The organism is Leisingera sp. ANG59 (genome assembly GCF_013317235.1).
GTDB lineage: Bacteria > Pseudomonadota > Alphaproteobacteria > Rhodobacterales > Rhodobacteraceae > Leisingera.
In genome coordinates this window covers 385,337-411,530 of record NZ_WLCM01000004.1, presented here as the reverse complement: position 1 = coordinate 411,530, position 26,194 = coordinate 385,337, and the positions used below count along the sequence as shown (strand labels likewise).

The following is a 26,194-nucleotide window of genomic DNA, read 5'->3' as shown; positions in this document are numbered from 1 at the left end:
GAGCGGTTCCAGTGCCTGCGTGCGCCGACCGGTGTTCCGCCAGTTGCCGCCAGCGCTGTACCGCGGTTTCGTCCCGCCAATAGGACAGCGACAACAGCTTATTCGGCGCACGCAGGCACTGGAACCGCTCAACGGAAATGAACCCCTCAATTTTCTCCAGCCGCTCGCGCAGTTCTGCCGCGGTTTCCAGATAGGCATCCTTCTGCCCCGCGGCAATTTCCACCTCAAATATCACGGCTATCATCTGCGCCCCCATCATCCATTCCCATGCGGTGCAGACGCCAGCTTGAGCCACGCCCGGTCCTCACGCAGCAGAAACCGCTCCTTCTGGGCGAACTCGTAATTCTCACACCCCAAAGGGTCTGCCGACAGCCGCGCCCGGTAGGCCTCATACTCCGCCAGGCTGTTCACATTGTAGATTCCGTAGGCCAGGGTCGAGGACCCTTCATGCGGAGCATAGTAACCAACCAGGTCCGCTCCGCAGCGCGGGATCGCCTGGCCCCAGTTGCGGGCGTATTGTTCGAACTGCGCCTTCTTGGCGGGGTCGATGTGGTAACGGATGATGCAGGTCAGCATAGCAGATCCTTTGAATGTTCAGGACCTCCTGCCTAGCCTGCATAGTCCGGCAAATGCTTCGCCGCGCGCCGAAGTATCTCTCCACGTTGATGGTGATCACCTCAGCCACCACAGGCGAGTCATGCGGCACATGGCACTCATCCGCAGGCAACCCGTTGAGCGGATCATCCGCAACAACTTCCCCTTCGCCAATGGCCGACCCGTCGATCAGCAGGTGGTGAAGGCTGGAATGCTCTTTTTCTGTGCCCGCAGGGGCGCCCCCCATGCCCGAGAGACCGAAGACAACTGTCACCGGCGAGGTGACGGTGGCACCATCCTTCAGATTGACGAAATACACCTTCGCATCCGGATGCGACGGCGTCCGTTCCTGCGCCCCAAGCGGTGCGGCCAGGCACAGGGTGGCAGCGGCGGCGATCCCTGCGGTGACGGCACATGCACAATTTTGCGTCACCGTCACCTAAAGCCAGGCCCCAGTCCCGCGTTCCGCTTGCCTGCAGCATCAAGCGGCGGCAGTGTCGCACCCGAACCGTAAGGCGAGGGCAACCGTGGTATTTGCAGTTATTCTGATGGGCCTGGCTCCCAGCTTCCTGATGGTTGCTCTTGGCGGCCTGGTCCGCGGGCGGCTGTCGCCGCTGGCATGGCAAGGCCTCGACAGGCTGAATTTCGAAGTGCTGTTTCCCGCGCTGCTGTTCTTTGCCGCCAGCGGCCGCCCTATTGCCATCGCCGACCTCGGCCGCATCGGCCCCGCGGTCTGGAGCATCCTGGCTCTGGCGCTTGGGCTCGGCTTTCTGGCACGCAGATTCGGACCGGAAAAATTCCTTGATTTTGCAGGTGCCTGGCAGACCGCCTGGCGCTTTAATACAGCCATTGCCTTTGTCGCCCTGCCCTCGATCGGCAAAGAGCTGACCGGCCAGATGGCAGTTGCCATCGGCATGGCCGTGCCGGTGGCCAACGTCATGGCAGTCACGGCACTGTCGCGCGGCGGCAGCCTGTCGGTTCGCGAGACGGCGTTGAAGATTGCGCTCAACCCCTTCCTGCTGGCATCAATCGCAGGCGTTGCAATTGGGCTTTCGGGCTACAGGATTCCTGCGCCGCTTCTGGCACCGGCCGAAATGCTGGCGCATGCGGCGATCCCGATTGCACTTCTGTCCATCGGCGCCACCATGAACTGGCGGGCACTGGCCCGGCTCGACCTGTTCAACGGCTACCTCTGCCTGGTCCGCCTGGTTCTGGTGCCCGCCATCGTGCTGGCCGCCTGCCTGCTGCTGGACAGCGATCCCGGGTTTGCTGCGGTGCTGGTGCTGTTTGCCGCTCTGCCCACGGCCTCGGCCGCGCACGTGCTCGCCTCGGCCTTTGGCGCCGACCGCACGCTGGCTGCCACACTTATTGCGCAATCCACGCTGCTCAGCGCGATCACCCTGCCGCTGTGGATTCTGACCATCAGGCTTGCAATTTAAGGTTCCGTTAACCCATCCGCGCTCTGCTGCATCTTTTCTGCCCCGGCCGTTTCCGCAGCGCAAACGATCCCCGCGAAACCTCGCAATTATCCCACCTCCGCCCCGATCTTGCCCGATTTCCCCGGCAGTTTCGGGGCAACACGGCTTTACGAGGATGGGCGAATATGGACCGATTGATGGAAATGGAGGCCTTTGCCAACGTGGTGGACCAGGGCGGTTTTACCGATGCGGCACGGAAAATGGGGATCTCTAAATCGGCCGTCTCCAAACATGTTTCCAGCCTGGAGGCCCGCTTGGGCGCGCGGCTTCTCAACCGCACCACACGCCGGGTGTCACCGACCGAGATCGGCCTAGCCTATTACGACCGTGCCCGCCGGGTGCTTAATGATGCGGGTGAAGCGGATGCGCTGGTCACTTCGATGCAGTCGGCACCCTCGGGCCTTCTGCGGATTTCCGTCGCCACCGATTTCGGCGTGAATCATCTGTCGCCGGTGCTGTCGGACTTCTTGCGCGATTTCCCGGATATCACCGTCAACATGGTGCTGAACAACCGCTATGTGGAGCTGATCTCCGAAGGTTTCGACATGGCCGTTCGGATCGGCGAGCTGGAGGACAGCTCCCTGCGCGCCCGCAAGCTGACCGAGACAACAAAGCGGATGATTGCCTCTCCGGAGTACCTGGAAAAATTCGGCCGCCCGCAGAAGATCGACGAGCTGAACAATCACAAGCTGCTGCATTATTCCAGCCAGTCCAGCGGCAATGTCTGGAAAATTACTGCGCCGTCGGGTGAAAAACGTCAGGTGCGCACCTCAGGCTGGCTGTCCGTGAATGACGGGCAATCGCTCCTGAATGCTGCCATTTCCGGGCTCGGCATCGCATATCTGCCTAGTTATCTCTATTCTGAGGCGCTGGAAGAAGGGCTTGTTGAGGACGTGATGCCCAGCCTGCCGGTGGAAACCCAAGGTATCTACGCGGTCTACCCGCCCGGCAAGTTCACTCAGCCCAAGGTGCGGGCCTTCATTGACTTCCTGGTGGCGGCTTTTGCCGACCGCGACCCGTCCGAATGGAAAACCTGAACCGGTTCAACGGAAATCGGGCCAAGACCTCCCTCGAAGACCTGCCCCGCCCCACCGGCGGGGGCTTTTCTTATGCGGGCCATGCAATGGCGGCTGCCAGTACCCAAACAGGTTGCGTCTGCCGGTCCTGCTGCGGTGGCGCATCGCTGTCCGAACAGGGCATACTTCGCCTTCAAGAGCTTTCTGATCCGCCTGTCAGCCAGTTCGAAAATTTTCTCATCGGGTCCGTGAAGGGGCGGTCCGACGGCCAAGCCAAATAGTACTTTCCAGCAGCTACAGTCACACCGAAAGGCTGAGATAGGCGCCCCTGCTCCAGATAGCGTTCGAACATACGGACTGGCAGCAATGCGGCGCCTGTACCAGAAGCGGCAAGTTCGGCGAGAGCAACCGAACTGTCCAGAACAGGACCCGTGACAGGAGGGCAAGCGGCACCGGCCGCATCAAACCAGCCTGGCCATTCCGCACTGCGGTAACTCCGCAGCAGGGTGAACTTGCCCAGATCCGCGGGCTGCTTCAAGCGTGCGGCAATGGCAGGCGCGCAGAGAGGTGCCAGCGGCGCCTCCATCAACGGGACCGCGTCATGGCCCGTCCAGGCCCCCGCTCCAAACCGGATCGCCATGTCGAGCCCTTCCCGTAAAATTTCCACGCGGTTGTTATTGGTCGAGATCCTGAGATCAATTTCCGGATGCAGCCCGCGAAAGGCATCAAGCCGCGGCAACAGCCATCCGAGCGCGAACGTGGTGTTCACACCGACATTCAGCATCTCCACGTCCCGGCGGCCACCCAGCCGGTCAAGGACACGGGAGATCGCTTCGAAACCATGCTCTAAAACAGGAAACAGCAGCAAGCCCTCATCGGTTGGCAGCAACCCTTGAGGCGTGCGCAAGAAAAGCGTTGCCCCCAGCAAGTCCTCCAACCGCGCAATCTGGTGGCTGACGGCGGCCTGCGTCACCCGCAGTTCCACTGCGGCCCGGGTAAAGCTGCCTTGACGCATGGCAACTTCGAACACCCGAAGAGCGTTCAGCGGCAAATCCGGACGGTCCATGACATAATCTCAGCTAATGGCGCTCGATAACATTTGTCGTTTGAGCCAGCAAATCAAGTTGATTTAAGGTTTCCGCATGACATCAAGTGATGTCTGTCCAGAAATAACGCGCCGCTCAGGACGCACTTTCAAAGGGAATTCAATCATGCGGTTCTCCGCTTCCATCCTGCCGCGCGCTGCGGCAGGGATTGCACTTGGCTTGGCTCTTGCCACCGCCGCCGCTGCGCAATCCCCTTTCAAGATACTGGCCGCTTCTGTTTCGCACGCAGAAGAACGGCTCAACGGCCGCGTGGGAATTGCTCTGGTAGAGACAGATACAGGTGCGGCCTGGTTTCATCGTGCCGACGAAAAGTTCCTCATGAACAGCACTATGAAGACACCGGTTTGCGGGGCCGTTCTGGCGCGCAGCGATGCGGGTAAGCTGTCCCTCTCGGAGCAGCTGCCTGTCCGCGAATCCGATCTGCTTTCTTATGCTCCGGTGACCAAGAAACATGCCGGTGAAACCATGTCGATTGCCGATCTCTGCCTGGCTGCGCTCGACTGGAGCGACAACACCGCGGCAAACTTGCTGATCTCGCGTCTTGGCGGCCCAAATGAGGTCACGAAGTTCTTCCGCAGTATCGGTGATACGGTCAGCCGGCTGGACCGGTATGAACCGGAACTGAACACCTTCGCTGCAGGCAGCCCCCTCGACACCACAACTCCAGCCGCGATGGCGGAAACACTGCGCGCCCTTTTGGTCGGCAATGCGCTGTCAGTGTCTTCCCGCAACCTGCTTGGCAAATGGATGAGCTATGGCAGTGTGACAAGCACGCTGTTGCGAAAGGAAGCCCCGGCGAACTGGGAATTTTTCGATAAATCCGGCGCCGGAAGCCATACTCGCAGTATCATAGCACTTGTCACACCAGAAGGCAGCGCCCCATGGATTGTTGCAATTTACATATCCGACACGGATGCGGATTTCGCGACGCGCAATGCCGCACTTAAAGAACTCGGTGCAGCAGTCATCAAGGTGATGCGTAACTAACGCGGGAATACGGCCCGGGTTTTTGCCTATCAGAACAAAAACCCGCAAGCCCTCCGCGCAGCCAGGCGTCCGGCTCTAATCAGGCCTGCGCCTTTTGCGTTACGTTTCGTTCCCTATGCCGCCGCGCCGGCGGACGTTATGCCGCGCACCTCGGGCCAAGCGCCTCAATCGGCCAGCAGAACCGCCTCAACCCGCCGGTTGGCTTCCCGGCCTTCCGGAATCAGATTGCTGGCAATCGGCGCCAGAAACCCGGCGCCTGCAACGTCGATACGACCCTGGTCCGCCTCATGGGCCTCTACCAGCCGCTCCTTCACCGACTGTGCCCGGCGCTCGGAGATACCGGCGTTCTGCGCCTGCGAGCCGACCGTATCGGTGTGCCCCACCAGCAGCAGCCGGTACTGCGGGTTTGCGGCCAAATAGCCGGCCAGTTCTTTCAGGCTGTCATACTGTCCTTCGCGCAATCGGGTGGAGCCGCTCTCAAAAACAAGATCGGTCAGCACCGCATGACCGCGCACCTCCAGCACCTTGGCCAGTTCGATAGGCCGCACCGAATCCGGCTCCGCCGGCACAACGGGCTTTTCCACCTCAGCTGCGGTATCCGGCGGCCGCACGCTGATCACTTGAACAAAGGCCGCCTCCCCGGCCCGCGACACCAAGACAGAAACCGCTTCTTTTCCCTTGGCCGCCGACAGGAAGTGAAAGCGGGAGATATCCACCATCATGTCCGGTGTGGGAACCACCTCAATACCGAAACGGAATCCAAAGCCGCCGCAATCGCGCGCCGCGCAGTCCAGCCGCACCTCATAGCCCTGCTCCACCAACTGCTCCCGAAGCGGAGCCAGGATCTGCAGCACCGTACCGCCGCCGTCCAAACGCCAGGTGCGGCGGGTGATCTGCCCCTCGAACCGCTCTGACGGCACCCTGTCCGCGTCTTCCGAGCCGATTGGCAGCTGATAGACGCCGAGCGCTGTCACCCGTTCGGAAATCGCAGCTGCACTGGCCGACAAGGAGAGGTCCGCTGCACTCAGCATTCCAGGCAGGAACGCCGCCGCAGCTGCTGCAATCAGAGGTCTTAACGGCACTGGCTGTGATATTCCGGGTTGGGCACCATGGCGGTGGCGCTGGCCACCCGGTTCGACATGTTGAAGAAACCGGCGACATTGGCGATGTCCCAGATGTCCCGGTCGCTGAAACCTGCATCGCGCAAAGCTTGCCGGTCGGCCTCTTCAATCTCCGCGCTCGCCGTGGTCATCCTGGCCGCAAAATCCAGCATCGCCCGCTGCCGCGCATCCAGCGGCGCCACCCGGTAGTTCATCACCAGTATCTCGCCCAGCTGCGGATCACCGGACAGTTGCCGCACTGCGGCGCCATGGGCCACCAGGCAATAAAAACAACGGTTGATCGAGGAAACCACAACCGCGATCATCTCCCGCTCCAGCTTGCTGAGACCGCTGTCCGCTAGCATCAGGTCATTATACATCGCCGTGAATGCATTAAGCTTGTCGATGTCAAAGGCATTTGCCTTCAGCACATTCGGCACAAAGCCCAGTTTCTCGACACAGATATCGAAGTACTTCTGCGTTTCCGGCGGCAGCGGGTCCACCATCGGCAGGTCAAGGGCTGTGGGCTGGGTCTGGTCACTCATCGCGTTCAATCGCCTTGTTGCAAAATCCGGTAGTGGTACTGTCCAACACAGTCCATGCCGAGGGAAGCGTAAAGCCCGTTTGCGCCCTCGTTACGTTTCGTGCAAAGCACCGCCAGTTCCCCGGCGCCGTTCTCCACCGCCCAGAACGCCGCCTGGCGCATCATCCAGGCCCCCATTCCGGCCCGTCGCTGATGCGGCAGGATTTCAAGCGCGTGGACCATCGCCACCCCGTCGTGAATGGCCACGAAACCAGCACCGGCCGGTTTGTCCCTGTGGCGTCCCAGCAGCCCGGTCTTCACCCCCTGCACCCGCTGCATAACAGCCAGCCGCTCCGGCCCGATGCCCCCTTGCGCCCAGATCTCGCGCTGGATCGCCAGCGGCTCCCAGACGCAGAAAGCAGTGACGCGGGGCACCGGGACATCTGTCAGGCTTTCGGTCGGGCAGGTCCAGAGGTTGACCGGGTCCTTCACCGCATACCCGCGCGCGGCCAGCTGCGCATCCAGTTCCGTCTCACCGTCGCGGATCATGAACAGGCAGTCCTGGCCCATGGCGTGCATCGCATCCTCAGCCGCTGCAATTTCCGCGTCCGACGCCGCTCCGTTCACCGTCGCCGCCGACACACGGCTGCCGCCGCCCCGCCCTTCGCGCACAGAGACGGGCCCCAGTTCGCGCACCGAAGCAGGCGGCCAGGTCGCCTCGGTCATGTCATAGTAACGGGGATCGGTGGTCACTGCTCCAGCTCCTTTGACAGTTCGGTCATCGCGGCATCGATACGGGCGCCATCGGTGCCGCGGATCACGATATTAGCGCCGAAGGCGCCGTCCTTCTGAAACGGGTAGCAGCCCACCGAAAGATCAGCATAAGATTCCGCCAAGGCGCGCAGCGGAGCCGCGATTTCACCCTCGCCGCGCAGCACCCGCAGGGTCTGCGACAGCATCGGCCGGCCGCCGGTCAGTGTTGGCATCACGCTCGCCACCATCGCCTGGAAAATCATCGGCACCCCCGCCATCACATGCACATTGCCGATGGTGAACCCCGGCGCCGCAGAGACCGGGTTGTCAATCAGTGCCGCGCCCTCCGGAATCCGGGCCATCCGCAGCCGCGCCTCGTTCATCTCCAGTCCCTGGGTATCGTAATGCGCCTGCAGGATCGCGCGGGCATCGCCGCGCACATCAAGATGCGCCTCGAATGCCATGGCAATGCAATCGGCGGTGATGTCATCATGTGTCGGCCCGATGCCGCCGCTGGTGAACACATGGTCATAAGCACCCGAGAGCGCCTGCACAGCGGCGATGATCGCCGCCTCATCGTCGCTGACAACGCGGGCTTCCTTCAAGTCGATGCCGTGTTTGGTCAGCTCCCCCGCCAGAAAATGCATATTGGCATCGCGGGTGCGGCCCGAAAGGATTTCATCCCCGATGACCAGCATGGCGGCAGTAGGGTTAGGCGTTGCGGACATAAGCATCTCCCTTGGCTGAGCGTGAAAATACCCTGCCGGCGGGGCGGCACAAGGGCCAAAGCGACTAGGAAAGCCTCGCAACTGCAGCGTCGAACAGCGCCGCATCCCCCATCGCGCGGGCCAGTATCATCGCCCCTTCCAGGGCGGCAATCATGTGCGCGGCAGCCTTTTCTGCTTGCTCCGGCGCCATCCCGTGACGACAATGAACCTGCCGCAGCCAGTCCAGGTTGCGCTCGAAAAACGCCCGCGTTGCCCTGGCAACCGGTGGCGGCAAATCGGCAATCTCGGCCCCGAAGACGCCGCACAGGCACATCAGCCCGTCCTGTTTCAAAGCCGCGCCATAAGCTGCAACATAGCGCTTGAGCAATTCCGCGGGTTCCGCCCCCTGGGGATCACCCAAGACTTTGAAAAAATTGTCAGAATACCGCCCCGCCAGAGCCTCCCCCAAGGCTTCCTTGGTCGGGAAATGGTAGTGGACAGAGGCCGATTTGATACCGATTTCCGCAGCAATTTCACGGAAGCTGAAGGCGTTGTAGCCACCTGTGCGCGCGGCCTTCTCCGCAATGTCCAGGATGCGTTCCGCGGTGTCCGGCTTTGTCATGCTCACCCCCTCATCTGGCTACCTATCTACAGATAGGCCTTGACGGCAGGCGGCACAATCCACATCTATCTACCTATTGATAGATAGGAGAATCGCTATGACGACTGAAACTGCACTGATCATCGGCGGATCCTCGGGAATGGGTCTGGAAACCGCCCGCCAACTGGTGAAATCGGGACAACATGTCACCCTGCTGGGCTCGTCTGCTGCCAAGCTTGAGGCCGCCAAGGCTGAGCTCGGGGCCCTCGCCGGGGCCCGGCAGATCGACCTGATGGATTTCGCAGCTGTCGAAACACTGGCGGCAGAACTGAAGGCAGACAGCCGCTACATCAGCAAGCTGGTCAATGCTGCCGGCGTTTTTGCTCCCAAACCCTTCCTTGAACACGGGCTCGAAGACTACGACCGTTACATGGGGCTGAACCGCGCCACGTTCTTCCTGACTCAGGCCGTTGCAACCAACATGCAGCGCAACGGCGGCGGTGCCATCGTCAACATCGGCTCTATGTGGGCCAAGCAAGCCATCAAGGCGACCCCCAGTTCAGCTTACTCCATGGCCAAGGCCGGCTTGCACGCCCTGACGCAGCACCTGGCAATGGAGCTGGCCGATCACGGCATCCGGGTGAACGCGGTTGCCCCCGCGGTGGTGGTCACCCCGATCTACGGAGCCTTCATCGACCCGGCGCAGATCGAAGATACGCTGACCAGCGGCTTCGACGCCTTCCACCCGATTGGCCGCGTCGGCCGCCCGGCTGACATTGCCGCCACCGTGCTCCACCTGCTGTCGGATCAGGCCTCCTGGGTGACCGGCGCCATTTGGGATGTCGACGGCGGCGTCATGGCCGGGCGCAACTAGGGCTTTGCCGCCGGGCTGGGCTGGGATAGTCATCTCGCCATGAACTTTGCCCAGCCCCTGATCCCCGCCACCCTGATCCGCCGCTACAAACGCTTTCTCGCCGATTGCCGGCTGGAGGACGGTCGGGAAATCACCGCCCATTGCGCCAACCCCGGCAGCATGATGGGGCTGGCCGAGCCGGGCATGAAGGTCTGGCTGGAACCCAATGACGACCCCAAGAAGAAGCTGAAATTCGGCTGGCGGCTGGTGGAGCACGCGGACGGCCATTTCACCGGCGTCGACACTTCGGTGCCGAACCGCGCCTTGCGTGCTGCGCTGGAAGCGGGGGAAGTTCCGGAACTCGCCGCCTACAAGACCGTGCGCCCCGAGGTGAAATACGGTGAGAAAAGCCGCATCGACTTCCTGCTGCAGCAGGTCGGCCTGGCCAATTGCTATGTTGAAGTGAAGAGCGTGACCCTTTCGCGCAAACCGGGGCTGGCAGAGTTTCCCGACAGTGTCACAGCCCGCGGCACCAAGCACCTGGGGGAACTGGCCGGAATGGTGGCGCAAGGCCACCGCGCAATCATGCTCTACCTGGTTCAGCGCACCGACTGCGACCGCTTCCAGCTGGCCTCCGATATCGACCCGGCCTACGCAGATGCCTTTGCCAGCGCCCAGGCCGCCGGGGTGGAGAAGCTGGTGCTGGGCACGCGGATCTCCCCGCAGGGTGTTGAGGTCGCCGGGCCGCTCAAGCCAGAGTAACGGCCCGGGCCGGGCAGCTGCTCAGGCTGCCTGATCCACCTGTTTCTCCGAGGCCCCCTCCTCGTGCTCCGGCTTGGCCTGGATCAGCGTGCGGGTCGGGAACGGAATGTCGACTCCAGCCTCATCCAGCGCCTCCTTCACCTTGCGCTTCATGTCGGCCTGATACTGGAAGTACTCCCCCGCATCGACCCAGACACGCACCAGGAAGTCGACAGAGCTGCTGTTCAGCTCATTGACCTGGATGAACGGCTCCGGGTCTTTGTGCGACCGGCTGTCGCCCATGATCGTATCGCGGATCACCCGCTCGGCGGTCGCCAGGTTGGCACCATAGCCGACACCAAAGGTCCACTCGGCCCGGCGTGTATCGAAGGAAGAGTAGTTTTTGATCGTATTGCCCCAGACTTCCGAGTTCGGGATGATCACCTCCAGGTTCGAAAGGCTGGCAATCACCGTGTTGTTCAGGGTGATTTCATGCACCGTGCCCATCTCATCATTCACTTCGATGAAATCGCCCAGCTTGAACGGGCGGAACAGGAGGATCATCACGCCTGCCGCCACATTCGACAGCGCCCCCTGCATCGCCAGGCCGATTGCCAGGCCGGCCGCACCGATCGCTGCCACGATGGAGGTGGTCTTGACGCCAAAAGTGTTGAGCACAAACAAGGCCGCAAAGGCGAGGATGAGATAGCGGGCCAGGTTGCCGAGGAAATGAAACAGGGTCACATCCAGCTTGGCGTTGCTGTCGCCCAGTTGCACAATCCGCCGCTTGACCCAACCGGCGACAATGAAGCCGGCCAGGAGAATAATCACCGCAGCCAGCACGCTGCCCAATGCCTGCGCCAGGAATTCCAGCGTGACCAGATCCGCAAGAGTCCTGCCGTCATAGATTTCGGTTTTCATAAGACTGTTGAAACTCTCCATTGCGCTGCGTTCCCCATTTTGCCAAATCAAAAACTCAGCCAGGAAAACGCATTGCAGCAGCAAAAGTTCCCGCAACCCCGCTCTGGCCCTTTCGGCAGGAACCCCTTACATAGCTACGCAAAGAAGGTGATGGAGCTCTGCGTGATGAGATCGAAAGACGGCCGCACTACCAAGGACGGCATCCGCATTCATGAAGCCGGCGACTATGCCGGCATGCACAAGGCGGGTGCGCTTGCCGCGCGCATTCTGGACGATATCGCAGCGCATGTTTTCTCGGGCCAATCGACCGGCGAGATCGACCGCATCATCACCCAAATGGTCGAGGACGCAGGCGCCAAGTCGGCCACCATCGGCTACAAGGGCTATCAGCACGCCAGCTGCATCTCGGTGAACCATGTGGTCTGCCACGGCATCCCCGGCGACAAGAAGCTCAAGGACGGCGATATCCTCAATATTGACGTGACCGTGATCGTCGATGGCTGGTTCGGCGATACCTCGCGGATGTTCGTCGCAGGCAAGCTCAGCCGCAAGGCGGAGCGGCTCATTCAGGTCACCCATGATTCGCTGATGAAGGGGATCGAGGCGGTGAAGCCCGGCAACACCTTCGGCGACATCGGCCATGCCATCCAGACCTATGCCGAGGCCCAGCGGATGAGCGTTGTGCGCGACTTCTGCGGCCACGGCCTGGGCACCGTGTTCCACGCGCCGCCGAACGTGCTGCACTACGGGCGCCCCGGCACCGGCCCGGTGCTGGAGGAAGGTATGTTCTTCACCATCGAGCCGATGATCAACCTGGGCCGCCCCGAGACCAAGATCCTGGCCGATGAGTGGACCGCGGTCACCCGCGACAAATCCCTGTCGGCGCAGTTCGAGCATTCGATCGGGGTAACCGCAGACGGGGCCGACATTTTCACCCTGTCCCCGGCTGGAAAATTCCACCCGACCTACGGATAAATCCCCAAGGCCGAAGCCAGGGCAGCCTGCCGCCATCTGGGGATGAACCGTTGGCGCCCCGGCTCACAGTCCAGGGGTGCCGTCAGCCGGATGAAGGACCTATCCTGTCAGGAGCCGGTGCCGTCCTGCCGCTCAGCTTCCTGTATGCGCCACAAGGCCAGAAGAAGGGTGTCGTCCCCCCACGGTGTCACCGCATCCTGAATGAATAGCGGTGTCCGGGCTGGTTTCGGCTTGGTTTTTGTCCCGGCTTCGGCCTTGGTCACAGGCGGCAGGAACGGGCTGCGCAATGTCTGTTCCATGCCTTGAAAGATAGCACAGAGGCCTCAGATCGACAAAAGCGCCGGCACTTCTGCCATGTCGCTGAAAACTTCCGCCCCCAGCGCAGCGAGCTTTCTGCCGCCGCCCTGCGGCGCATAGCCAAGGCAGCGCATGCCTGCGCGCACCGCCGCGGTAACGCCGCTGCCGCTATCCTCGATCACCAGACAATCCCGGGCCTGCACCCCGAAATGGCTGGCCGCTGCCAGAAACAGCCCCGGCTCAGGCTTGGCAACACCCAGCGAATGGGCTGAGAACATCGCATGCGGATGAAACCTTTCCCACAGCCCGTTCTGGCCCAGGGTGATCCGCATCTTGTCCTCGCTGCCGTTGGAAGCCACGCAGACCGGGATGCCGCTGGCATCCAGCCTTGCCAGCAGCCGTGGAATGCCCGGCATGAGCGGCACCCCCCGCTCCAGCATTGCAAAGGTTTCTGCACAGATTTCTTCGATCCAACTGTCCGGCAGATCCGCCCCCAGGCCTCTGGCCGTCTCCATCACGCCGGCCATTGTGCCGCCGACAAAATGCGCCATCGACTGCTCCGCTGTCATCGGCAGCCCATGGCCGCTCAGGTTGTCTGCCAACGCCTGGTTCGAGACCGGCTCGCTGTCCACCAGCACGCCATCGCAGTCCAAAATAACCAGTTTCGGAGTCGGAAAGGTCTTAGGCATGCACAGGCACCTCAACGCGAAAATGGAAATACCTGCGCGGCACGCAGGCTTGGATCCCGTTCAGTAGTAGTGCAGCATCCGCCCCGCGGCAAACCAGCGGCCACCAATGCCGCGCAAAGCGCTTTTAGCCGGAAACATCCCGCCACATCAGGGTGATGTGGGTATCGCCGTATTTGCGGCTGTCCTGCAGTTCAAACCCGCCCGGCGCGGCCATCAGGGTGTTTTCCTCCCAGACCACCAGCGCATCCTCCGCCACCCAGCCGCCGGCCGCCGCAGCCGCCAGCGCCTTCTCTCCCAGCCCCTTGCCATAGGGCGGATCGAGGAAGATCAGATTATACGGCGCATCCGGGTTAACCCCCAGCTTCAGCGCATTACGGCGCGCGAGTGTGCAGCGGTCCTCCGCCCGGCAGATGGCGATGTTCTTGCGGATCAGCCCGCCTGACACGTGCCCGTCATCGACGAACAGGACTTCCGCCGCGCCGCGCGACAGCGCTTCCAGACCAAGCGCGCCGGTACCTGCAAACAGGTCCAGCACCCGGGCGCCGGGGATGGCGCCGGTGTGCATCAGAACATTGAACAGGCTTTCGCGCACCCGGTCGGTGGTGGGGCGCAGATGGGCGACCGCATCGCCCTTGCCCACCGCGGCCAAGGCCCGGCCGCGGAAGTCTCCTGCAATGATCCTCACGCTTTCAGCAGCGGCTTCAGATCGGCTGACGGGTCCGCGGCGACGGCCTTGTCGGCGGTCTTGCCTGCGTCGATCAGCCGTTTGGCGACCATATAGGCACGCGGGTCGTTCATCGCGTCCACCGCAACCAGCTGGTCGCCCTTGTAATACCAGAAAGAGACCTGGCTGCCCTCGCCCTGACGGATGACCACATTGTCGTAACCGGTGTTCAGGCCCGCAATCTGCAGTTTGACATCGTATTGATCCGACCAAAACCACGGCGTCGCGATATAGTCCTTGTCCGCGCCCAGCATGTTCTGTGCCACGACTTCCGCCTGATCGATGGCATTGGGCACGCTTTCCAGCCGGATTCGGTTGCCCTGGAACGGGAAGGAGGCGCAATCTCCTGCCGCCCAGATTGCCGGATCCGATGTGCGGCCCTTGGCATCCACCTTGATGCCGTTTTCCAGTTCCAGACCGGCCATCTCCGCCAGCTGCGACGAGGGCGTGATGCCGACGCCAACCACGACAAAATCCACATCCAGCACTTCACCGCCGCTCAGAATGGCGCGGGTGACCTTGCCGCCCTCGCCGTCCAGCCGCTCCAGCCCGACGCCCTCGCGGATGTCCACACCATGGCTGGAATGCAGATTCCGGAAGAAGTCTGAGGTCTCCGGCGCCGCAACACGCTGCAGGATCCGGTCGGCCATCTCGACCAGCGTTACCTTGACGCCGCGCTTGGCACAAACCGCTGCAGCCTCTAGCCCGATGTAGCCGCCGCCGACGATCAGCGCGCGCTTGCCCCCGGTCACATTGGGCGCCATCGCGTCCACGTCGGTCAGCCCGCGCACCACATAGACGCCGTCCAGGTCGCCCCCGATCGCAGCCGGCAGGCGGCGCGGGTCGGACCCGGTAGTCAGCGCCAGCTGGTCGTAGGAGATCACCTCATCGCCCAGCGACACCGTCTTGGCCGCCGGATCGATCCCGGTGACGCGCCGGCCCAGCTTCAGGGTGATGTTGTTCTCGGCATAGAAGCTCTCCGGCCGCAGGAACAGCCGTTCCACTTCCATCTCGCCCAGCAGATACGCCTTGGACAGCGGCGGCCGCTGATAGGGCAGCGCCTCCTCGGCGCCGATCAGGGAGATCTCCCCCTCGAACCCGTCCTTGCGCAGCTTTGCCACCAGCGAGGACCCCGCCTGCCCCGCTCCAATCACGACGATGTGGGACATATTCCCTTGCCTCCCGCAATAGTTCCCGTCACGCTTTCAACGGACCCTATATACGCGGGGCCCCAAAACGCAATCAGGAGAAAGAGGAACGTGCAATGATTTCTGTTGGAGACCAGCTGCCGGACGCGACACTGACACGGATTGGGAAGGACGGCCCTGAACAGGTGCAGCTGGCAGACAAGCTGAAAGGGCGCAAAGTTGTGATTTTTGCAGTTCCGGGCGCTTTTACCAGCACCTGCCATTCCGCCCATGTGCCCAGCTTCATCCGCACCAAAGACCATTTTGCCGCCAAGGGCGTTGATGAGATCATCTGCCTGGCCGGCAATGATCCCTTCGTCATGTCGATCTGGGGTGACAACACCGGCGCCACCGAAGCCGGCATCACCATGCTGTCGGATGCCGATTGCAGCTTTACCGAGTCCATCGGGATGCGCTTTGACGCCCCGCCTGCAGGCCTGATCGGCCGCTCGCTGCGCTATGCAATGCTGGTGGAGGACGGCGAGGTGAAAATCCTCAACAAGGAAGAAAACCCTGGCCAGTGCGAACTGTCCGCGGGCGAAGGCCTGCTGGAATCCATGGGCTGAGCTTGATTTCCCGGTGGCCGCCTGAACAGGCGGTGGCCACCGCAACCCCTTAATATTTAGTAAATAACAAAATCAAAACCCATGCCGGAATGTTTCACGCGTGAAACGTTCGGACATAAATGCTGACTTATTCTTCAAGCCGCCCGGATCACTCCTGCGGCTCGCCGAACAGCCCGTCCATCTTACGCGCCAGCTTGGCGTCCTGGGCACTGATCCCGTCCACATCATGGGTGGTCAGAACCACCGTCACCCGATTGTAGACGTTGCTCCATTCCGGGTGATGGTTCCACTTCTCGGCCCAGATCGCGGCACGGGTCATCCAGCCGAAAGCGTCGGCGAAGTTGCTGAACTTGAAGGTCTTTGTGATGGCATCACGGCCTTCCACCATCTCCCAGCCGGTGGCGAACAGCGGCTCCAGCAGCGGGCCGCGGGTGGCGTCGGACAGTTTTTCCGTCATTCTTGTTCCTCCACATGGGCTTTGCGGAACGGGCCGTAGTCGGTCAGGATTTCGATCTCTTCCTCGGTGGCGGCCCGCTCAGCCTCAAGGTAGCGTCCGACGGCCCCGGCAAACCCGGGATCGCCGATCCAGTGCAAGCTGTGTGTCTGGCACGGCATGTAGCCGCGTGCCAGCTTGTGTTCACCCTGTGCGCCGGCTTCTGCCCGGTCAAGCCCCAGGGCAATCGCCAGCTCTATGGCCTGATAATAGCACAACTCGAAATGCAGGCAGGGGTGCTGTTCAACGCATCCCCAGTAACGGCCGTAAAGCGTTTTGCGGCCGATGAAATTCAGCGCTCCGGCGACGTAGCGCCCGCTGCGCTCCGCCAGAATCAGCGCGATGTCATCGGCCATCGTCCGGTGGGCAATGTCAAAGAACTGCCGGGTCAGATAGGGCGAGCCCCATTTGCGCGCGCCGGTGTCCTGGTAGAACTCCCAGAAGGCATCCCAATGCTCCGGGCGCAGCTCATCGCCGCGAAAGGCGCGAATGTCGCCGCCAAAGCACTGGGCCTGCATCCGCTCCTTGCGTATGTTCTTGCGCTTGCGCGAGGACAGAGCCCGCATGAAGGCCTCGAAATCGGCGTAGCCGTCGTTCTGCCAGTGGAACTGCTGCGTGGTGCGCAGCATCAGGCCCATCTCCTCGCCCAGCCGCGCTTCATCCTGGGTGCAGAAGGTCACATGCAGCGACGACAGGTTGTTGTCAGCTGCCAGCTGCACCGCACCCTGCAGCAGCGCCGAATGGCCAATGCCATCAAATCCCGGGCGCACCAGGAACCGGCGGCCTGTGGCCGGGGTGAAGGGCACCGCGATCTGCAGCTTGGGGTAATAGTGCCCCCCCGCCTGCTCATAGGCATGCGCCCAGTTGTGGTCGAAGATGTATTCGCCCTGGCTGTGCCCCTTGGCATAGAGCGGGGCACAAGCAATCAGCTGCCCCTCCTGATAGGCCGTCAGATACTGCGGCTGCCAGCCGGTGCCCGGCCCGACTGAGCCGCTGTCTTCCAGTGCGCTCAAGAACCGGTGCGTGGTGAAGGGATCCAGCGGACGTCCGCCGTCCGCGGCTTCGGGACAGGCGCAGGCGTCCCAGTCCTCTGCCGTGATCTGCGACAGCGACGCCAGCACCCGGATGTCGATATGCGCCTGAGCCATGCAATTCCTCCGCACCGCTTCAAGATGTGGGGTGCGGGCCAAAGCGATCAAGATGTTAGCGGCGAAAGGTACTGTTCAAATGTCACATTGTCGGCAAAGGCCCGCGCCGCGGTTTCCTCGGCGGGTGATCTGATGGTCCAGCACAGAACCGGCACTCCGGCGCTGCGCAGCGCCTGTACCCGCGGGCGCGCCAGATCGCCGGCCTCGTGGCTGATAAAGCTGGACCCGCTGCGGTCAAAATCCGGAATGGCGCGAAGGTCATCGCAAACCGCCTTGGGCAGCTCCGGCCATTCGGACGGGTCATAGGCGCTGGTGGTGATGCCGCGCGCGGTGTCCGGCGCCAGCCGGGCCAGCTCCGCCACGGAATTGGGGTTGAAGGACATCAGCGCCACCGGACCGTCGTAGCCGCAGAGCGCGTCAACCGTGGCCTGTTCCAGCACACCGCCGGTAAGACCCATTTCGCCGTGCTGGTCCTTCAGTTCGATCAGCAGCGGCACCTGTCCTGCAACAAGCTCCAGGACTTCCCCAAGATCAGGGATGCCTTCGCCGTCCCCGCCCTTGAGCGGAACGGCGCGCAGCTCCTCGCGCGTCAGCGCGCGGACCGGACCGGAGCCTTCGGCCAGCCGGTCCAGGTCATAGTCGTGAAAAACCATGGCGCAGCCGTCCTTGGACAGCTGCAGGTCGATCTCGATCCCGTAGCCTGCCGCAATTGCTGCACGGACAGCAGCCCGGCTGTTCTCCGGACGCCCGTCTGCAACATCATGCAACGCGCGGTGGGCCAGCGGGACGGTCAGGAATGCGGCAGGCAGGGGCGGCGTCATTTGATCTGGAACACCCCGTCGATTTCAACCGCAACGCCCAGCGGCAGCGAGGGCGAGCTGACGGCGGACCGCGCATGGCGGCCGATGTCGCCCAGCGCTTCGACCAGGAAGTCGGAGGCGCCGTTCACCACCTGCGGCTGCTGCGTGAAATCGGCGGTCGAATTGACAAAGGCGCCCAGTTTCACGACGCGTACCAGACGCTCCAGATCGCCGCCGCAGGCGGCCTTCAGCTGTGCCAGCAGCGCGATCGCGCAACGCTTGGCAGCGGCCTGGCCTGCATCAACGTCCATGTCAGCACCCAAGGTGCCGGTGATCAGCCCGTTTTCATCCGCCGAAATCTGGCCGGAGATATAGACCATGTCACCAGCTACGACATAAGGCACATAGTTGGCGGCCGGTGCCGGCGCGTCAGGCAGGGTCACACCCAGCTCTTTCAGTTTTGCTTCGATGCTCATGGCACATTCCTCCGAGTCTTCAATTGCCGGGACGCTACCCGCCACGGCAGGTTTCGGAAAGGGAAAATGCGATGCCATGGCGAGGCTTTCCGCCGTCAAGCGCGGCAGCCAGCACCAAACCGTTTCCCTGCAAGGGAAACGTCCATGGAAACCGGTTTGTCCACGGCCGGAATTCGTGCGGATTTCCGGCTGCCGCCTCAGCTTTCACGGAAGGCTTTGTTGAAGTAATCCGCCAGCGGCTTGACCAGATAGCCCAGCGGCGAGCGGTCGGCGGTGCGGATGTAGCTTTCCACCGGCATCCCCGGAATCAGCACCGTGCCCGCTGGCAGGCGGCCTTGCTCTCCGGGGTTGAGCTCAATCTCGGCCCGGTAATAAGAAATGCCGCTGCCCTGGTCCTCAAACGCATCCGCGGAGACCTGGGTCACGCGGCCGAACAGCTCCGGTGTCGAGCGCTGGTCCAGAGCCGAGAACCGCAAGGTCACTTCCTGCCCGGTGAACAGTTGATCGATGTCAGTTGGCGCAACCTGTGCTGCAATCACCAGCGGCCGGTCCTGCGGCACCAGATACAGCACAGGGTCGGCCGGCCGGATCACCGAGCGCGGGGTCTGCACCTGCAGCCCGTAGACAACACCCGAGACCGGTGCGGTGATGTCCAGCCGCGCCAGCCGCTGCTGCAGGGAGCGGCGGGTCTCCGCCAGCTCCAGCTCCTGGTAGCGCAGGTCGCGCAATCGGGTGATCGCCTCCTCACGCTGGCCGGTGCCCAGCTTCAGGATCTCGATGTCGATTTCGGTGATCCGCCCCTCTGCCTGTGCCTCGGCCGCTACCAGTTCTCCCAGCTGGCCGTCCAAGCTGGCCTGCGTGCGGCGCAGGTTCAGAACGGTGGCCGCCTGTGCCAGACCGCGGTCCAAGAGCGATTGCTGGTTGCCCAGTTCCTCACCGATCAGATCCAGCTGCACCTTCATGGATTTCTGCTGCGCCTGGATCCCGCGGATCTGCTCCTGGATCTGCGCCCGGCGTTTCTCAAGCTGCTCAATCTCACGTGCGGTGGTGTCCCTGCGGGCCTGAAACAAGCGCCGCTGGCCTTCGACCAGATCCTTCACCTCCAACTGGGTTTCAGCCGCCTTCAGCAGCTCGGGATCAAAGGTCACCTCCGCCGCTTCGTCCCGTTCCGCCTCCAGCCGGCCGCGCCGCGCCATTAGCTCGAACAGCTGGCCTTCCACGATCACCAGCTGCGACGTCAGCTCGTTGGCATCCAGCCGGATCAGGGTATCTCCTTCGGCAACCGTATCGCCCTCATCCACCAGGATTTCGTCAACAATGCCGCCATCCAGATGCTGCACCACCTGCCGGTTGCGGTCGACCTCAATACGCCCCGTTGCCACCACGGCGCCGGATATCGACGACAGCACCGACCAGGAGCCGAAGCCGCCCACCAGCACAAGAAGGGCAATCACACCAATCATCAGCGGCCGCCGCGCGGGCCAGTTGCTTTCCACGCTCATCGCACGCCTCCCGTGCCAGTGGCCTGGCGGATGTTCTGGTGGTTGGCGACCATTTCCTGCAGCACCTTGTCTTTGGGGCCAAAAGCAGTCTGAGTGCCCTTGTCGATCACCAGCAGCATATCGCATTCCTGGATCGCCGCCGGACGGTGCGCCATGATCAGAACCGAGCGTCCCTCCGCCTTGATCTGCTTGATCGCCTGATTCAGCGCGATCGAGCCCTCGTTGTCGAGGTTGGAGTTCGGCTCATCCAGGATCACGATCACCGGATCGTCGAACAGCGCGCGGGCCAGCCCGACCCGCTGCATCTGGCCGCCCGACAGCCGCCCGCCGGTGGCGTTGACACGGGTGTCATAGCCATCGGGCAATTTCAGGATCATCTCATGCGCGGCGGCCTTACGGGCCGCCTCCACCACTTTCTCTGCGTCAGGCTGCTGATTGAGGCGGGCGATGTTCTGGGCGATGGTGCCGTCAAATACTTGCACCCGCTGCGGCAGGTAACCGATATGGCCGCCCAGCACATCCGGTGCGTACTGATCCAGCGACGCGCCGTCCAGCCGGACAGACCCGGCTGCAGGCCGCCAGACCCCGGTCAAGGCACGTGCCAGGGTCGACTTCCCCGATCCCGACGGCCCGATCACCCCGATCGCCTGGCCCGGCTGCACCCGGAAATTTACGTTGCGCAGCAGCGGCGTGTTGCTGCCCGGCGGCACCACCGCCAGCCCCTGCACTTCCAAGAGCGCCTTCGGCTTGGGCAGCGCGGTGCGCGCATCCTCCTCCGGCACCTTGTCCAGCAGCTCCGCCAGATTGTGCCAGCCCTTCAGCGCCCGCTGCACTAGCCCCCATTGGCCCAGCCCCAGTTCTATCGGCGCCAGCGCCCGGCCCATCAGGATAGAGCCTGCGATCATGGCACCCGGCGTCACCTGGTTCTGCAGCACCAGATAGGCGCCCAGCCCCAGCATCGCCGATTGCAGGAACAGCCGCAGCGTCTTGGTCAAAGTGGTGAATCCGCCGCCGGTGTCATTGGCCGTCACGCTGTCGGCCAGCGCCGCATCGCGGGCCTGTTTCCAGCGCTCGAACGAGGCGCCGCGCATGCCCATCGACTGGATCATCTCCGCCTCGTTGCGGATCTCCTCGGACATCAGATTGGCCTTGTGGCCGGTCATGCTCGCCTTCTGCTGGGGCAGCCGGGTGAACATCTGGTTCAACAGCGCAATCACCACCAGCACCGCACCGCCAGCCAGCGCCAGCAATCCCAGCCAGGGGTGGAACAACGCGATCCCCGCGAGAAACACCGGCGTCCACGGCAGATCAAACGCCGCGGTCAGCACCGGCGAGGCAATCAGCCGCTGGACGGCCTCCAGGTCGGACAGGCCGGTCTGCGCCACCGGATCCTGCGCCACCGCCGAACGGCGGATCATTGCGTCAAACACCCGCTTGTCCAGCGCCGCCTGGAACCGCGCGCCCACCCGCGCCATGATCCGCCCACGGGCATAATCCAGCAGCCCCATCATGCCGTAGAGGAACACCACCAGCAGCGAGAGCGCCAGCAGCGTTGCCTCCGACCGGCTGCCCAGCACCCTGTCATAGACCTGCATCATGTACAGCGGGCCGGTCAGCATCAGCAAGTTCACGAAGAAGCTGAAGACCCCGGTGAACCAGTACAGGCCGCGGCTTTGCCGCCGCACCTGCCGCAGTTCCTCATATCCGTTTTTGTAAAGGGTTTTATTCATGCTCAGACTGCAATAGTGGTTCGATAGCTTCAAGTCAGGGCTGGAATTGTACCAGTTGTGGCATGGCCAGGCAAAAAAATGTAATCAGACTGGAATACGGCGCAAGACCCCTTATTTGCCCTCCAATGCGCCCGTTCCAGTTCCAATTGGACACTTATCCGAATGCCCTTGATGTTGCGACCGCTTAAATTTTTACCTGCGCTGATTTTGGCCGCCTTTGCCGCTGGCTGCGCCACCCAGGATCCGGTTGCGCGCGCCTCCGGCGAAGTGTTCGACCCTTATGAGCGGACGAACCGGACCATTCACGCCTTCAACCGTGGTGTCGACCGGCTCGCCTTCCGCCCTGCGTCCAAGGGCTATGTGGCGATTGTCCCCGCGCCGATGGTCACCAGCTTCTCTTACTTCGCTGAAAACCTGTCGATGCCCGGCCAGATGGTCAACGCGCTGCTGCAGGGCGATCTGAAAACGGCGGGCAATGCTTTTTCGCGTTTCGTGATCAATTCGACCGTGGGGTTTGGGGGCTTGGCTGACCCCGCCACTGAGTTCAAGGTGCCTGCGGTCGATACCGATTTTGGCGAAACGCTGCACAAATGGGGCGTCGGCGAGGGCGCCTATGTGGAGCTGCCGCTGCTTGGCCCGTCCACCAGCCGCGACGCTGTGGGGGTAGCGGTTGATTTCTTCACCAACCCCTTGGGCCATGTCGAGCAGAATACTGCCGACAATATAACCATCTACGCCGAGATCGTGCGCCGCATGGGCGATCGTGGCAACTATTCCGACACAATCGACTCGATTCTCTACGAGAGCGCCGACAGCTATGCGCAGTCGCGGCTGATCTACCTGCAGAACCGCCGGTTCCAGCTGGGGGATGCAAAGGAAATCAAGGAAATCGATCCGTTCGAACTGAACACTGAAGGATTTTGAATATGGACCGCCGCAAATTCCTGACCGGCCTCGGCGCCGGAGCTGCCGCACTGACAGCCGCACCCCAGCCCCTGTGGGCGCTGACCGAAAGCAGTGCCAGCACATTAATCAATCGCCTGGTTGCCGACATCAACCGGGTGATCGACTCCGGCAAGAGCGAAAGCGCCATGTTCCGGGACTTCGAGCGGATCTTCCAGCAATACAGCGACACGTCCTATATCGCAGCCTATGCGCTGGGAGCCGATGGGCGCCGTGCTTCCCCTGCCCAGAAGAAGGCATTCTCGAATGCCTTCCAGGGCTACATCTCGCGCAAATACGGCAAACGGTTCCGCGAATTCATCGGCGGCAAGCTGGAAGTGAAGGGCGTGAAGAAGGTGAAGAAATGGTATGAGGTAAGCACCATTGCCTACCTCAAGGGCCAATCGCCGTTTGAGGTGACCTTCCTTGTGTCGGACCGCTCCGGCCGCGACCTGTTCTTCAACATGTTCATCGAGGGTGTGAACCTGCTGCTGACCGAACGCACCGAGATCGGCGCGATCCTGGACAGCAAGAAGGGCGACATTGACGCGCTGATCGCCGAACTGCAGCGCCTGAGCTGAACCGGCACCATTCCGGGCATTGAGACAGGCTCCCTCCGGGGGGCCTTCTCTTTTAAGCAGTGTGCCTGCTGCTCCAGGTGCTGCGCGGCACTTCAGCCCTTTGCTGCAGCATTAAAGATGCCTTGCTCATGTGGGCCCTGGCACCCGGCCCGGCGGGCCGGGCGCACGCCGCCCCCAGGTGCGGCGCCGGACGGGAGCGCCCCGAGCCGGTGATCCCGTCAGTTGCCCAGGATGTCACGCAGGATACTGTCGACCGCACGGCCCAGTTCCTGGCCAAGGTTCGGCCCCTGGCGGCGGCGGCGCTCTTGGCGGGGCTGTTGAGGCGGCGGTGCGATCGGAGCGGGTTCCAGCATCGGCAGCGGCTTCGGCTCCAGCCCCTCATGCACCCGCACCATGGTCTCGCGCCAGATCTCGGCCGGCAGGCCGCCGCCGGTCACCCCCGACAGCGGCGTGTTGTCGTCATAGCCCATCCAGACACCGGCAACGTAATCGGCGGTGAAGCCGATGAACCAGGCGTCCTTGGCGGCCGAAGTGGTGCCGGATTTGCCCGCCGCCTGCCAGCCCGGGATCTGCGCCCGCTGGCCGGTGCCGCCGGCAATCACCTTCTCCATCATCCAGACCAGCTGCTGCGCCGCCTCGGTGCGGATCACCCGCTCGCCGATGCCGCCGCTGGCACCCATCAGCGCGTCGCTGTCCTCGACCAGCTTCAGCTCAGTCACCCCGTAAGGCGTCACCGAGGAGCCGCCGTTGAGGATGCCGGCATAGGCCCCGGTCATCTCCAGCAGGCTGCTTTCCGAGGCGCCCAGCGCCAGCGCAGGCCCGGCCGCGAGATCGCTATCGATGCCAAAGTCCTTGGCCACCCGGCTCACCTTGTCGCGGCCCACCGCCTCCGAGATCTTGACCGCCGGCACGTTGAGCGAATCCCGCAGCGCGCGCGCCAGCGTCACCTCGCCATAGAACTTGCGGGTGTAGTTGTCGGGGCACCACTGGCCGGAGCCGGGAATGTTCAGGCAGTACTTTGCATCCAGCACCCTGTCATATGGCGAATAGCCAAGCTCAAGCGCGGTGGCATAGACAAAGGGCTTGAACGCCGACCCGGTCTGCCGCTTCGCCTGGGTGGCCCGGTTGAACACACCCGACACGCGGGTCTTGCGCCCGCCCACCATGGCGCGCACCGCGCCATCGGCGCTCATCACCACAATCGCGGCCTGCGCCTTGGAGCCCTCGCGGACCTTGTTCTCAAAAACGTACTTCAGCGCCTCTTCTGCGGCGGCCTGCAGGCGCTGATCCATGGTGGAGCGGATCACCACATCCTCGGTGGTCTGGTCGCCCAGGAAGTCCGGAATGCTGTCCATCACCCAGTCGGCAAAATAGCCGCCTGCCCGCGCCGCCGCGGCTTCGCTCAGCTCTGCTGGACTGTCCTGATACCTCTGCATCTCCGCCGTGGTCAGATAGCCCTGCTCCTGCATCAGCCGCAGAACGGTGGCGGCCCGGTCCTGCGAGCGCTGCAGATTGTTGGTCGGCGCCAGCGTCGAGGGAGCGGTCAGCAGCCCCGCCAGCATCGCGCCCTCTGCCGGGTTCAGCTGGTTGGCGGATTTGCCGAAATACCGCTGCGCCGCGGCCTCGGCGCCATAGGCGCCGCCGCCCATATAGGCGCGGTTCATGTAGATCGAGAGGATCTCGTCCTTGGTGTATTTGGCTTCCATCGCCAGGGCAAAGATCGCCTCGGTCCCCTTGCGCCAGAGCGAGCCCTTGCGGCAGTCGGCCTCATAGGCGCTTTCGCTCTTCCACTCAGCCGGGTCGTAGACCTTGCCGAGGCAGAGCAGTTTTGCCGCCTGCTGGGTGATGGTGGAGCCGCCATGGCCCGACAGAGGCCCGCGGCCTTCGTTCAGGTTGATGCGCACAGCGCTGGCGATGCCCCGCGGCGACAGGCCGAAGTGGCGGTAGAACCGCTTGTCCTCGGTCGCGACAATGGCATTTTTCAGATGCGGCGAAACCGTCTCCGCCGTCACCACGCCGCCGAACTGGTCGCCGCGCCAGGCAAACACCTCGCCCTCACGGTCCAGAATTGTGACGGAGCCGCGGGCGCGGCCGTCCAGGTAGGCTGAGACATCCGGCAGGCGGGCATACTGAAAGGCCACCGCCAGGCCCACCAGCCCGCAGGCAACCATGCCGACACGCCAGGTAAAGCCCCAGGCCAGCCGGAACACAAAGGCAAAGGGCGCCAGCAGCCAGCCGATCATGCCGCGTTTCTTGCGCACCGGCCTGGTGCGGGTCTTCTTGCGGCCGAACAGCCGCCCCAGCAGGCCCGGCTTTTTAGCCTTGGAAGAGGGCTTCCTCCGCGCAGGTTTCTTGGCGGCCGGTTTGCCCTTGCCACCTGTCGAATACCGTTTCTCTGCCACCAAGGGCTTGCGCCCGGATCCTTGAGCCATCGTCTGTTCCTGCCCGGTTTGCCCGTTGTCCGGGGACCATACCCTGCCCGCGCCGGATTGTTGAGGGGGCAGAATCCGGACCTTTCCCCCTTTGCCAGATGGCCGGTTTTTAAGCGAACCGGGCAAAAGGCGCAAAATTATTGTGCGCTCGCAGAAAGACGCGCGGAATCTTGCTGCCCCTGGCTTTGCACGACTCGGGGCGGCGGTTTTGCTGCAGGTGCACAATGCATCGGCATGGGGCCGGGGCAGCGCGAAAACTAAGGGATGCAGAG

The 26,194-nt window shown here is 62.9% G+C and carries 29 protein-coding genes; 9 read left to right on the top strand and 20 right to left on the bottom strand.

All coding sequences use genetic code 11. The features are described from left to right. The coding region (locus GKC28_RS06295; RefSeq protein ID WP_174146041.1) for an antibiotic biosynthesis monooxygenase at positions 1-244 on the bottom strand (244 nt) is incomplete at its 3' end. Positions 245-255: 11 nt separating this feature from the next. Continuing rightward, positions 256-576 (bottom strand): NIPSNAP family protein, encoded by a 321-nt coding sequence (locus tag GKC28_RS06290; protein WP_174146040.1) that lies wholly within the window; start codon positions 574-576, stop codon positions 256-258. A gap of 545 nt (positions 577-1,121) precedes the next feature. Between GKC28_RS06290 and GKC28_RS06285 the strand changes: the two genes are divergently transcribed. After that, positions 1,122-2,033, top strand: a complete 912-nt coding sequence (locus GKC28_RS06285) for an AEC family transporter (RefSeq protein WP_368041096.1) — start codon at positions 1,122-1,124, stop codon at positions 2,031-2,033. 164 nt (positions 2,034-2,197) lie between these two features. Continuing rightward, on the top strand, positions 2,198-3,109 hold the full coding sequence (locus GKC28_RS06280; RefSeq protein WP_174146039.1) for a LysR family transcriptional regulator: 912 nt from the start codon (positions 2,198-2,200) through the stop codon (positions 3,107-3,109). Positions 3,110-3,281: 172 nt separating this feature from the next. Here the strand turns inward: GKC28_RS06280 and GKC28_RS06275 are convergent, their stop codons facing one another. Beyond that, positions 3,282-4,154 carry a LysR family transcriptional regulator gene (locus tag GKC28_RS06275; RefSeq protein ID WP_174146038.1) on the bottom strand — a complete coding sequence of 291 codons (873 nt, stop codon included), beginning with the start codon at positions 4,152-4,154 and terminating at the stop codon, positions 3,282-3,284. A 145-nt stretch (positions 4,155-4,299) separates the two neighbouring features. On the opposite strand from GKC28_RS06275, the gene bla reads away from it, so the two are divergent. After that, positions 4,300-5,181 carry a class A beta-lactamase gene (bla, locus tag GKC28_RS06270; RefSeq protein WP_174146037.1) on the top strand — a complete coding sequence of 294 codons (882 nt, stop codon included), beginning with the start codon at positions 4,300-4,302 and terminating at the stop codon, positions 5,179-5,181. Positions 5,182-5,345: 164 nt separating this feature from the next. On the opposite strand, the gene GKC28_RS06265 is transcribed toward bla, so the two are convergent. The 5 genes from GKC28_RS06265 to GKC28_RS06245 all read right to left on the bottom strand — a co-directional run bounded on the left by GKC28_RS06265 (position 5,346) and on the right by GKC28_RS06245 (position 8,886). Further along, a complete protein-coding gene (locus tag GKC28_RS06265) occupies positions 5,346-6,212 on the bottom strand; it encodes an OmpA family protein (RefSeq protein WP_254604156.1) in 867 nt (288 codons plus the stop codon). A 41-nt stretch (positions 6,213-6,253) separates the two neighbouring features. Continuing rightward, positions 6,254-6,826 (bottom strand): peroxidase-related enzyme, encoded by a 573-nt coding sequence (locus GKC28_RS06260; protein ID WP_174146035.1) that lies wholly within the window; start codon positions 6,824-6,826, stop codon positions 6,254-6,256. Positions 6,827-6,831: 5 nt separating this feature from the next. After that, positions 6,832-7,557: a GNAT family N-acetyltransferase gene (locus tag GKC28_RS06255; protein ID WP_368041095.1), complete on the bottom strand. Its 726-nt coding sequence runs from the start codon at positions 7,555-7,557 to the stop codon at positions 6,832-6,834. Beyond that, positions 7,554-8,285 (bottom strand): molybdopterin-binding protein, encoded by a 732-nt coding sequence (locus GKC28_RS06250; RefSeq protein ID WP_174146034.1) that lies wholly within the window; start codon positions 8,283-8,285, stop codon positions 7,554-7,556. The genes GKC28_RS06255 and GKC28_RS06250 overlap by 4 nt, the downstream gene beginning before the upstream one ends. Positions 8,286-8,349: 64 nt before the next feature. Beyond that, entirely contained in the window at positions 8,350-8,886 is a 537-nt protein-coding gene (locus GKC28_RS06245) for a TetR/AcrR family transcriptional regulator (protein WP_174146033.1), read from the bottom strand. 97 nt (positions 8,887-8,983) lie between these two features. Between GKC28_RS06245 and GKC28_RS06240 the strand changes: the two genes are divergently transcribed. Both GKC28_RS06240 and sfsA read left to right on the top strand, forming a co-directional pair. Beyond that, the gene (locus tag GKC28_RS06240) at positions 8,984-9,739 is read left to right on the top strand and encodes an SDR family NAD(P)-dependent oxidoreductase (protein WP_174146032.1); all 756 of its coding nucleotides are present in this window, start codon (positions 8,984-8,986) and stop codon (positions 9,737-9,739) included. A gap of 39 nt (positions 9,740-9,778) precedes the next feature. Next, positions 9,779-10,480: a DNA/RNA nuclease SfsA gene (gene sfsA / locus GKC28_RS06235; protein ID WP_174146031.1), complete on the top strand. Its 702-nt coding sequence runs from the start codon at positions 9,779-9,781 to the stop codon at positions 10,478-10,480. A gap of 21 nt (positions 10,481-10,501) precedes the next feature. Here sfsA and GKC28_RS06230 read toward each other — a convergent pair whose 3' ends face one another. Next, entirely contained in the window at positions 10,502-11,401 is a 900-nt protein-coding gene (locus GKC28_RS06230) for a mechanosensitive ion channel family protein (RefSeq protein ID WP_174146030.1), read from the bottom strand. A 144-nt stretch (positions 11,402-11,545) separates the two neighbouring features. Here GKC28_RS06230 and map point away from each other — a divergent pair, with 144 nt between their 5' ends. Next, the gene (map, locus tag GKC28_RS06225) at positions 11,546-12,355 is read left to right on the top strand and encodes a type I methionyl aminopeptidase (protein ID WP_174146029.1); all 810 of its coding nucleotides are present in this window, start codon (positions 11,546-11,548) and stop codon (positions 12,353-12,355) included. 107 nt (positions 12,356-12,462) lie between these two features. Here map and GKC28_RS06220 read toward each other — a convergent pair whose 3' ends face one another. The 4 genes from GKC28_RS06220 to GKC28_RS06205 form a co-directional block, all read right to left on the bottom strand. After that, complete coding sequence (locus GKC28_RS06220) at positions 12,463-12,654, bottom strand: hypothetical protein (protein ID WP_174146027.1); 192 nt, start codon at positions 12,652-12,654, stop codon at positions 12,463-12,465. A 24-nt stretch (positions 12,655-12,678) separates the two neighbouring features. Further along, on the bottom strand, positions 12,679-13,341 hold the full coding sequence (locus GKC28_RS06215) for an HAD family phosphatase (protein WP_174146025.1): 663 nt from the start codon (positions 13,339-13,341) through the stop codon (positions 12,679-12,681). A 124-nt stretch (positions 13,342-13,465) separates the two neighbouring features. Continuing rightward, a complete protein-coding gene (gene rsmD, locus GKC28_RS06210; protein ID WP_174146023.1) occupies positions 13,466-14,026 on the bottom strand; it encodes a 16S rRNA (guanine(966)-N(2))-methyltransferase RsmD in 561 nt (186 codons plus the stop codon). Then, the gene (locus GKC28_RS06205; RefSeq protein WP_174146021.1) at positions 14,023-15,234 is read right to left on the bottom strand and encodes an NAD(P)/FAD-dependent oxidoreductase; all 1,212 of its coding nucleotides are present in this window, start codon (positions 15,232-15,234) and stop codon (positions 14,023-14,025) included. Before GKC28_RS06205 ends, rsmD begins: the two co-directional genes overlap by 4 nt. Before the next feature lie 95 nt (positions 15,235-15,329). On the opposite strand from GKC28_RS06205, the gene GKC28_RS06200 reads away from it, so the two are divergent. Then, complete coding sequence (locus GKC28_RS06200) at positions 15,330-15,818, top strand: peroxiredoxin (RefSeq protein ID WP_174146019.1); 489 nt, start codon at positions 15,330-15,332, stop codon at positions 15,816-15,818. Between the two features lie 148 nt (positions 15,819-15,966). Here the strand turns inward: GKC28_RS06200 and GKC28_RS06195 are convergent, their stop codons facing one another. The 6 genes from GKC28_RS06195 to GKC28_RS06170 all read right to left on the bottom strand — a co-directional run bounded on the left by GKC28_RS06195 (position 15,967) and on the right by GKC28_RS06170 (position 21,967). Then, complete coding sequence (locus GKC28_RS06195; RefSeq protein ID WP_039181257.1) at positions 15,967-16,275, bottom strand: 4a-hydroxytetrahydrobiopterin dehydratase; 309 nt, start codon at positions 16,273-16,275, stop codon at positions 15,967-15,969. Next, positions 16,272-17,459, bottom strand: a complete 1,188-nt coding sequence (locus GKC28_RS06190; RefSeq protein ID WP_174146017.1) for a GNAT family N-acetyltransferase — start codon at positions 17,457-17,459, stop codon at positions 16,272-16,274. Before GKC28_RS06190 ends, GKC28_RS06195 begins: the two co-directional genes overlap by 4 nt. A 47-nt stretch (positions 17,460-17,506) precedes the next feature. Next, complete coding sequence (locus tag GKC28_RS06185; protein WP_174146015.1) at positions 17,507-18,280, bottom strand: glycerophosphodiester phosphodiesterase family protein; 774 nt, start codon at positions 18,278-18,280, stop codon at positions 17,507-17,509. After that, the gene (locus GKC28_RS06180; protein WP_019297302.1) at positions 18,277-18,735 is read right to left on the bottom strand and encodes a RidA family protein; all 459 of its coding nucleotides are present in this window, start codon (positions 18,733-18,735) and stop codon (positions 18,277-18,279) included. The genes GKC28_RS06185 and GKC28_RS06180 overlap by 4 nt, the downstream gene beginning before the upstream one ends. 197 nt (positions 18,736-18,932) lie before the next feature. Next, a complete protein-coding gene (locus GKC28_RS06175; RefSeq protein WP_174146013.1) occupies positions 18,933-20,237 on the bottom strand; it encodes an HlyD family type I secretion periplasmic adaptor subunit in 1,305 nt (434 codons plus the stop codon). Next, a complete protein-coding gene (locus GKC28_RS06170; RefSeq protein ID WP_174146011.1) occupies positions 20,234-21,967 on the bottom strand; it encodes a type I secretion system permease/ATPase in 1,734 nt (577 codons plus the stop codon). The genes GKC28_RS06175 and GKC28_RS06170 overlap by 4 nt, the downstream gene beginning before the upstream one ends. 171 nt (positions 21,968-22,138) lie before the next feature. Here GKC28_RS06170 and GKC28_RS06165 point away from each other — a divergent pair, with 171 nt between their 5' ends. Further along, positions 22,139-22,891 (top strand): VacJ family lipoprotein, encoded by a 753-nt coding sequence (locus tag GKC28_RS06165; protein WP_254604155.1) that lies wholly within the window; start codon positions 22,139-22,141, stop codon positions 22,889-22,891. Between the two features lie 2 nt (positions 22,892-22,893). After that, positions 22,894-23,490 (top strand): phospholipid-binding protein MlaC, encoded by a 597-nt coding sequence (locus tag GKC28_RS06160; RefSeq protein WP_174146007.1) that lies wholly within the window; start codon positions 22,894-22,896, stop codon positions 23,488-23,490. A gap of 218 nt (positions 23,491-23,708) precedes the next feature. Here GKC28_RS06160 and GKC28_RS06155 read toward each other — a convergent pair whose 3' ends face one another. Then, the gene (locus GKC28_RS06155; protein ID WP_174146005.1) at positions 23,709-25,922 is read right to left on the bottom strand and encodes a transglycosylase domain-containing protein; all 2,214 of its coding nucleotides are present in this window, start codon (positions 25,920-25,922) and stop codon (positions 23,709-23,711) included. Between the last annotated feature and the right edge of the window lie 272 nt (positions 25,923-26,194).

Excerpts from the sequence above, each read along its gene's own strand:
- GKC28_RS06290 (WP_174146040.1), bottom strand. The coding sequence starts at position 576 with ATGCTGACCTGCATCATCCGTTACCACATCGACCCCGCCAAGAAGGCG.
- GKC28_RS06280 (WP_174146039.1), top strand. The coding sequence starts at position 2,198 with ATGGACCGATTGATGGAAATGGAGGCCTTTGCCAACGTGGTGGACCAG.
- GKC28_RS06275 (WP_174146038.1), bottom strand. The coding sequence starts at position 4,154 with ATGGACCGTCCGGATTTGCCGCTGAACGCTCTTCGGGTGTTCGAAGTT.
- bla (WP_174146037.1), top strand. The coding sequence starts at position 4,300 with ATGCGGTTCTCCGCTTCCATCCTGCCGCGCGCTGCGGCAGGGATTGCA.
- GKC28_RS06265 (WP_254604156.1), bottom strand. The coding sequence starts at position 6,212 with ATGCTGAGTGCAGCGGACCTCTCCTTGTCGGCCAGTGCAGCTGCGATT.
- GKC28_RS06260 (WP_174146035.1), bottom strand. The coding sequence starts at position 6,826 with ATGAGTGACCAGACCCAGCCCACAGCCCTTGACCTGCCGATGGTGGAC.
- GKC28_RS06250 (WP_174146034.1), bottom strand. The coding sequence starts at position 8,285 with ATGTCCGCAACGCCTAACCCTACTGCCGCCATGCTGGTCATCGGGGAT.
- GKC28_RS06245 (WP_174146033.1), bottom strand. The coding sequence starts at position 8,886 with ATGACAAAGCCGGACACCGCGGAACGCATCCTGGACATTGCGGAGAAG.
- GKC28_RS06240 (WP_174146032.1), top strand. The coding sequence starts at position 8,984 with ATGACGACTGAAACTGCACTGATCATCGGCGGATCCTCGGGAATGGGT.
- sfsA (WP_174146031.1), top strand. The coding sequence starts at position 9,779 with ATGAACTTTGCCCAGCCCCTGATCCCCGCCACCCTGATCCGCCGCTAC.
- GKC28_RS06230 (WP_174146030.1), bottom strand. The coding sequence starts at position 11,401 with ATGGAGAGTTTCAACAGTCTTATGAAAACCGAAATCTATGACGGCAGG.
- map (WP_174146029.1), top strand. The coding sequence starts at position 11,546 with ATGAGATCGAAAGACGGCCGCACTACCAAGGACGGCATCCGCATTCAT.
- GKC28_RS06220 (WP_174146027.1), bottom strand. The coding sequence starts at position 12,654 with ATGGAACAGACATTGCGCAGCCCGTTCCTGCCGCCTGTGACCAAGGCC.
- GKC28_RS06215 (WP_174146025.1), bottom strand. The coding sequence starts at position 13,341 with ATGCCTAAGACCTTTCCGACTCCGAAACTGGTTATTTTGGACTGCGAT.
- GKC28_RS06205 (WP_174146021.1), bottom strand. The coding sequence starts at position 15,234 with ATGTCCCACATCGTCGTGATTGGAGCGGGGCAGGCGGGGTCCTCGCTG.
- GKC28_RS06200 (WP_174146019.1), top strand. The coding sequence starts at position 15,330 with ATGATTTCTGTTGGAGACCAGCTGCCGGACGCGACACTGACACGGATT.
- GKC28_RS06195 (WP_039181257.1), bottom strand. The coding sequence starts at position 16,275 with ATGACGGAAAAACTGTCCGACGCCACCCGCGGCCCGCTGCTGGAGCCG.
- GKC28_RS06190 (WP_174146017.1), bottom strand. The coding sequence starts at position 17,459 with ATGGCTCAGGCGCATATCGACATCCGGGTGCTGGCGTCGCTGTCGCAG.
- GKC28_RS06185 (WP_174146015.1), bottom strand. The coding sequence starts at position 18,280 with ATGACGCCGCCCCTGCCTGCCGCATTCCTGACCGTCCCGCTGGCCCAC.
- GKC28_RS06180 (WP_019297302.1), bottom strand. The coding sequence starts at position 18,735 with ATGAGCATCGAAGCAAAACTGAAAGAGCTGGGTGTGACCCTGCCTGAC.
- GKC28_RS06175 (WP_174146013.1), bottom strand. The coding sequence starts at position 20,237 with ATGAGCGTGGAAAGCAACTGGCCCGCGCGGCGGCCGCTGATGATTGGT.
- GKC28_RS06170 (WP_174146011.1), bottom strand. The coding sequence starts at position 21,967 with ATGAATAAAACCCTTTACAAAAACGGATATGAGGAACTGCGGCAGGTG.
- GKC28_RS06165 (WP_254604155.1), top strand. The coding sequence starts at position 22,139 with ATGTTGCGACCGCTTAAATTTTTACCTGCGCTGATTTTGGCCGCCTTT.
- GKC28_RS06160 (WP_174146007.1), top strand. The coding sequence starts at position 22,894 with ATGGACCGCCGCAAATTCCTGACCGGCCTCGGCGCCGGAGCTGCCGCA.
- GKC28_RS06155 (WP_174146005.1), bottom strand. The coding sequence starts at position 25,922 with ATGGCTCAAGGATCCGGGCGCAAGCCCTTGGTGGCAGAGAAACGGTAT.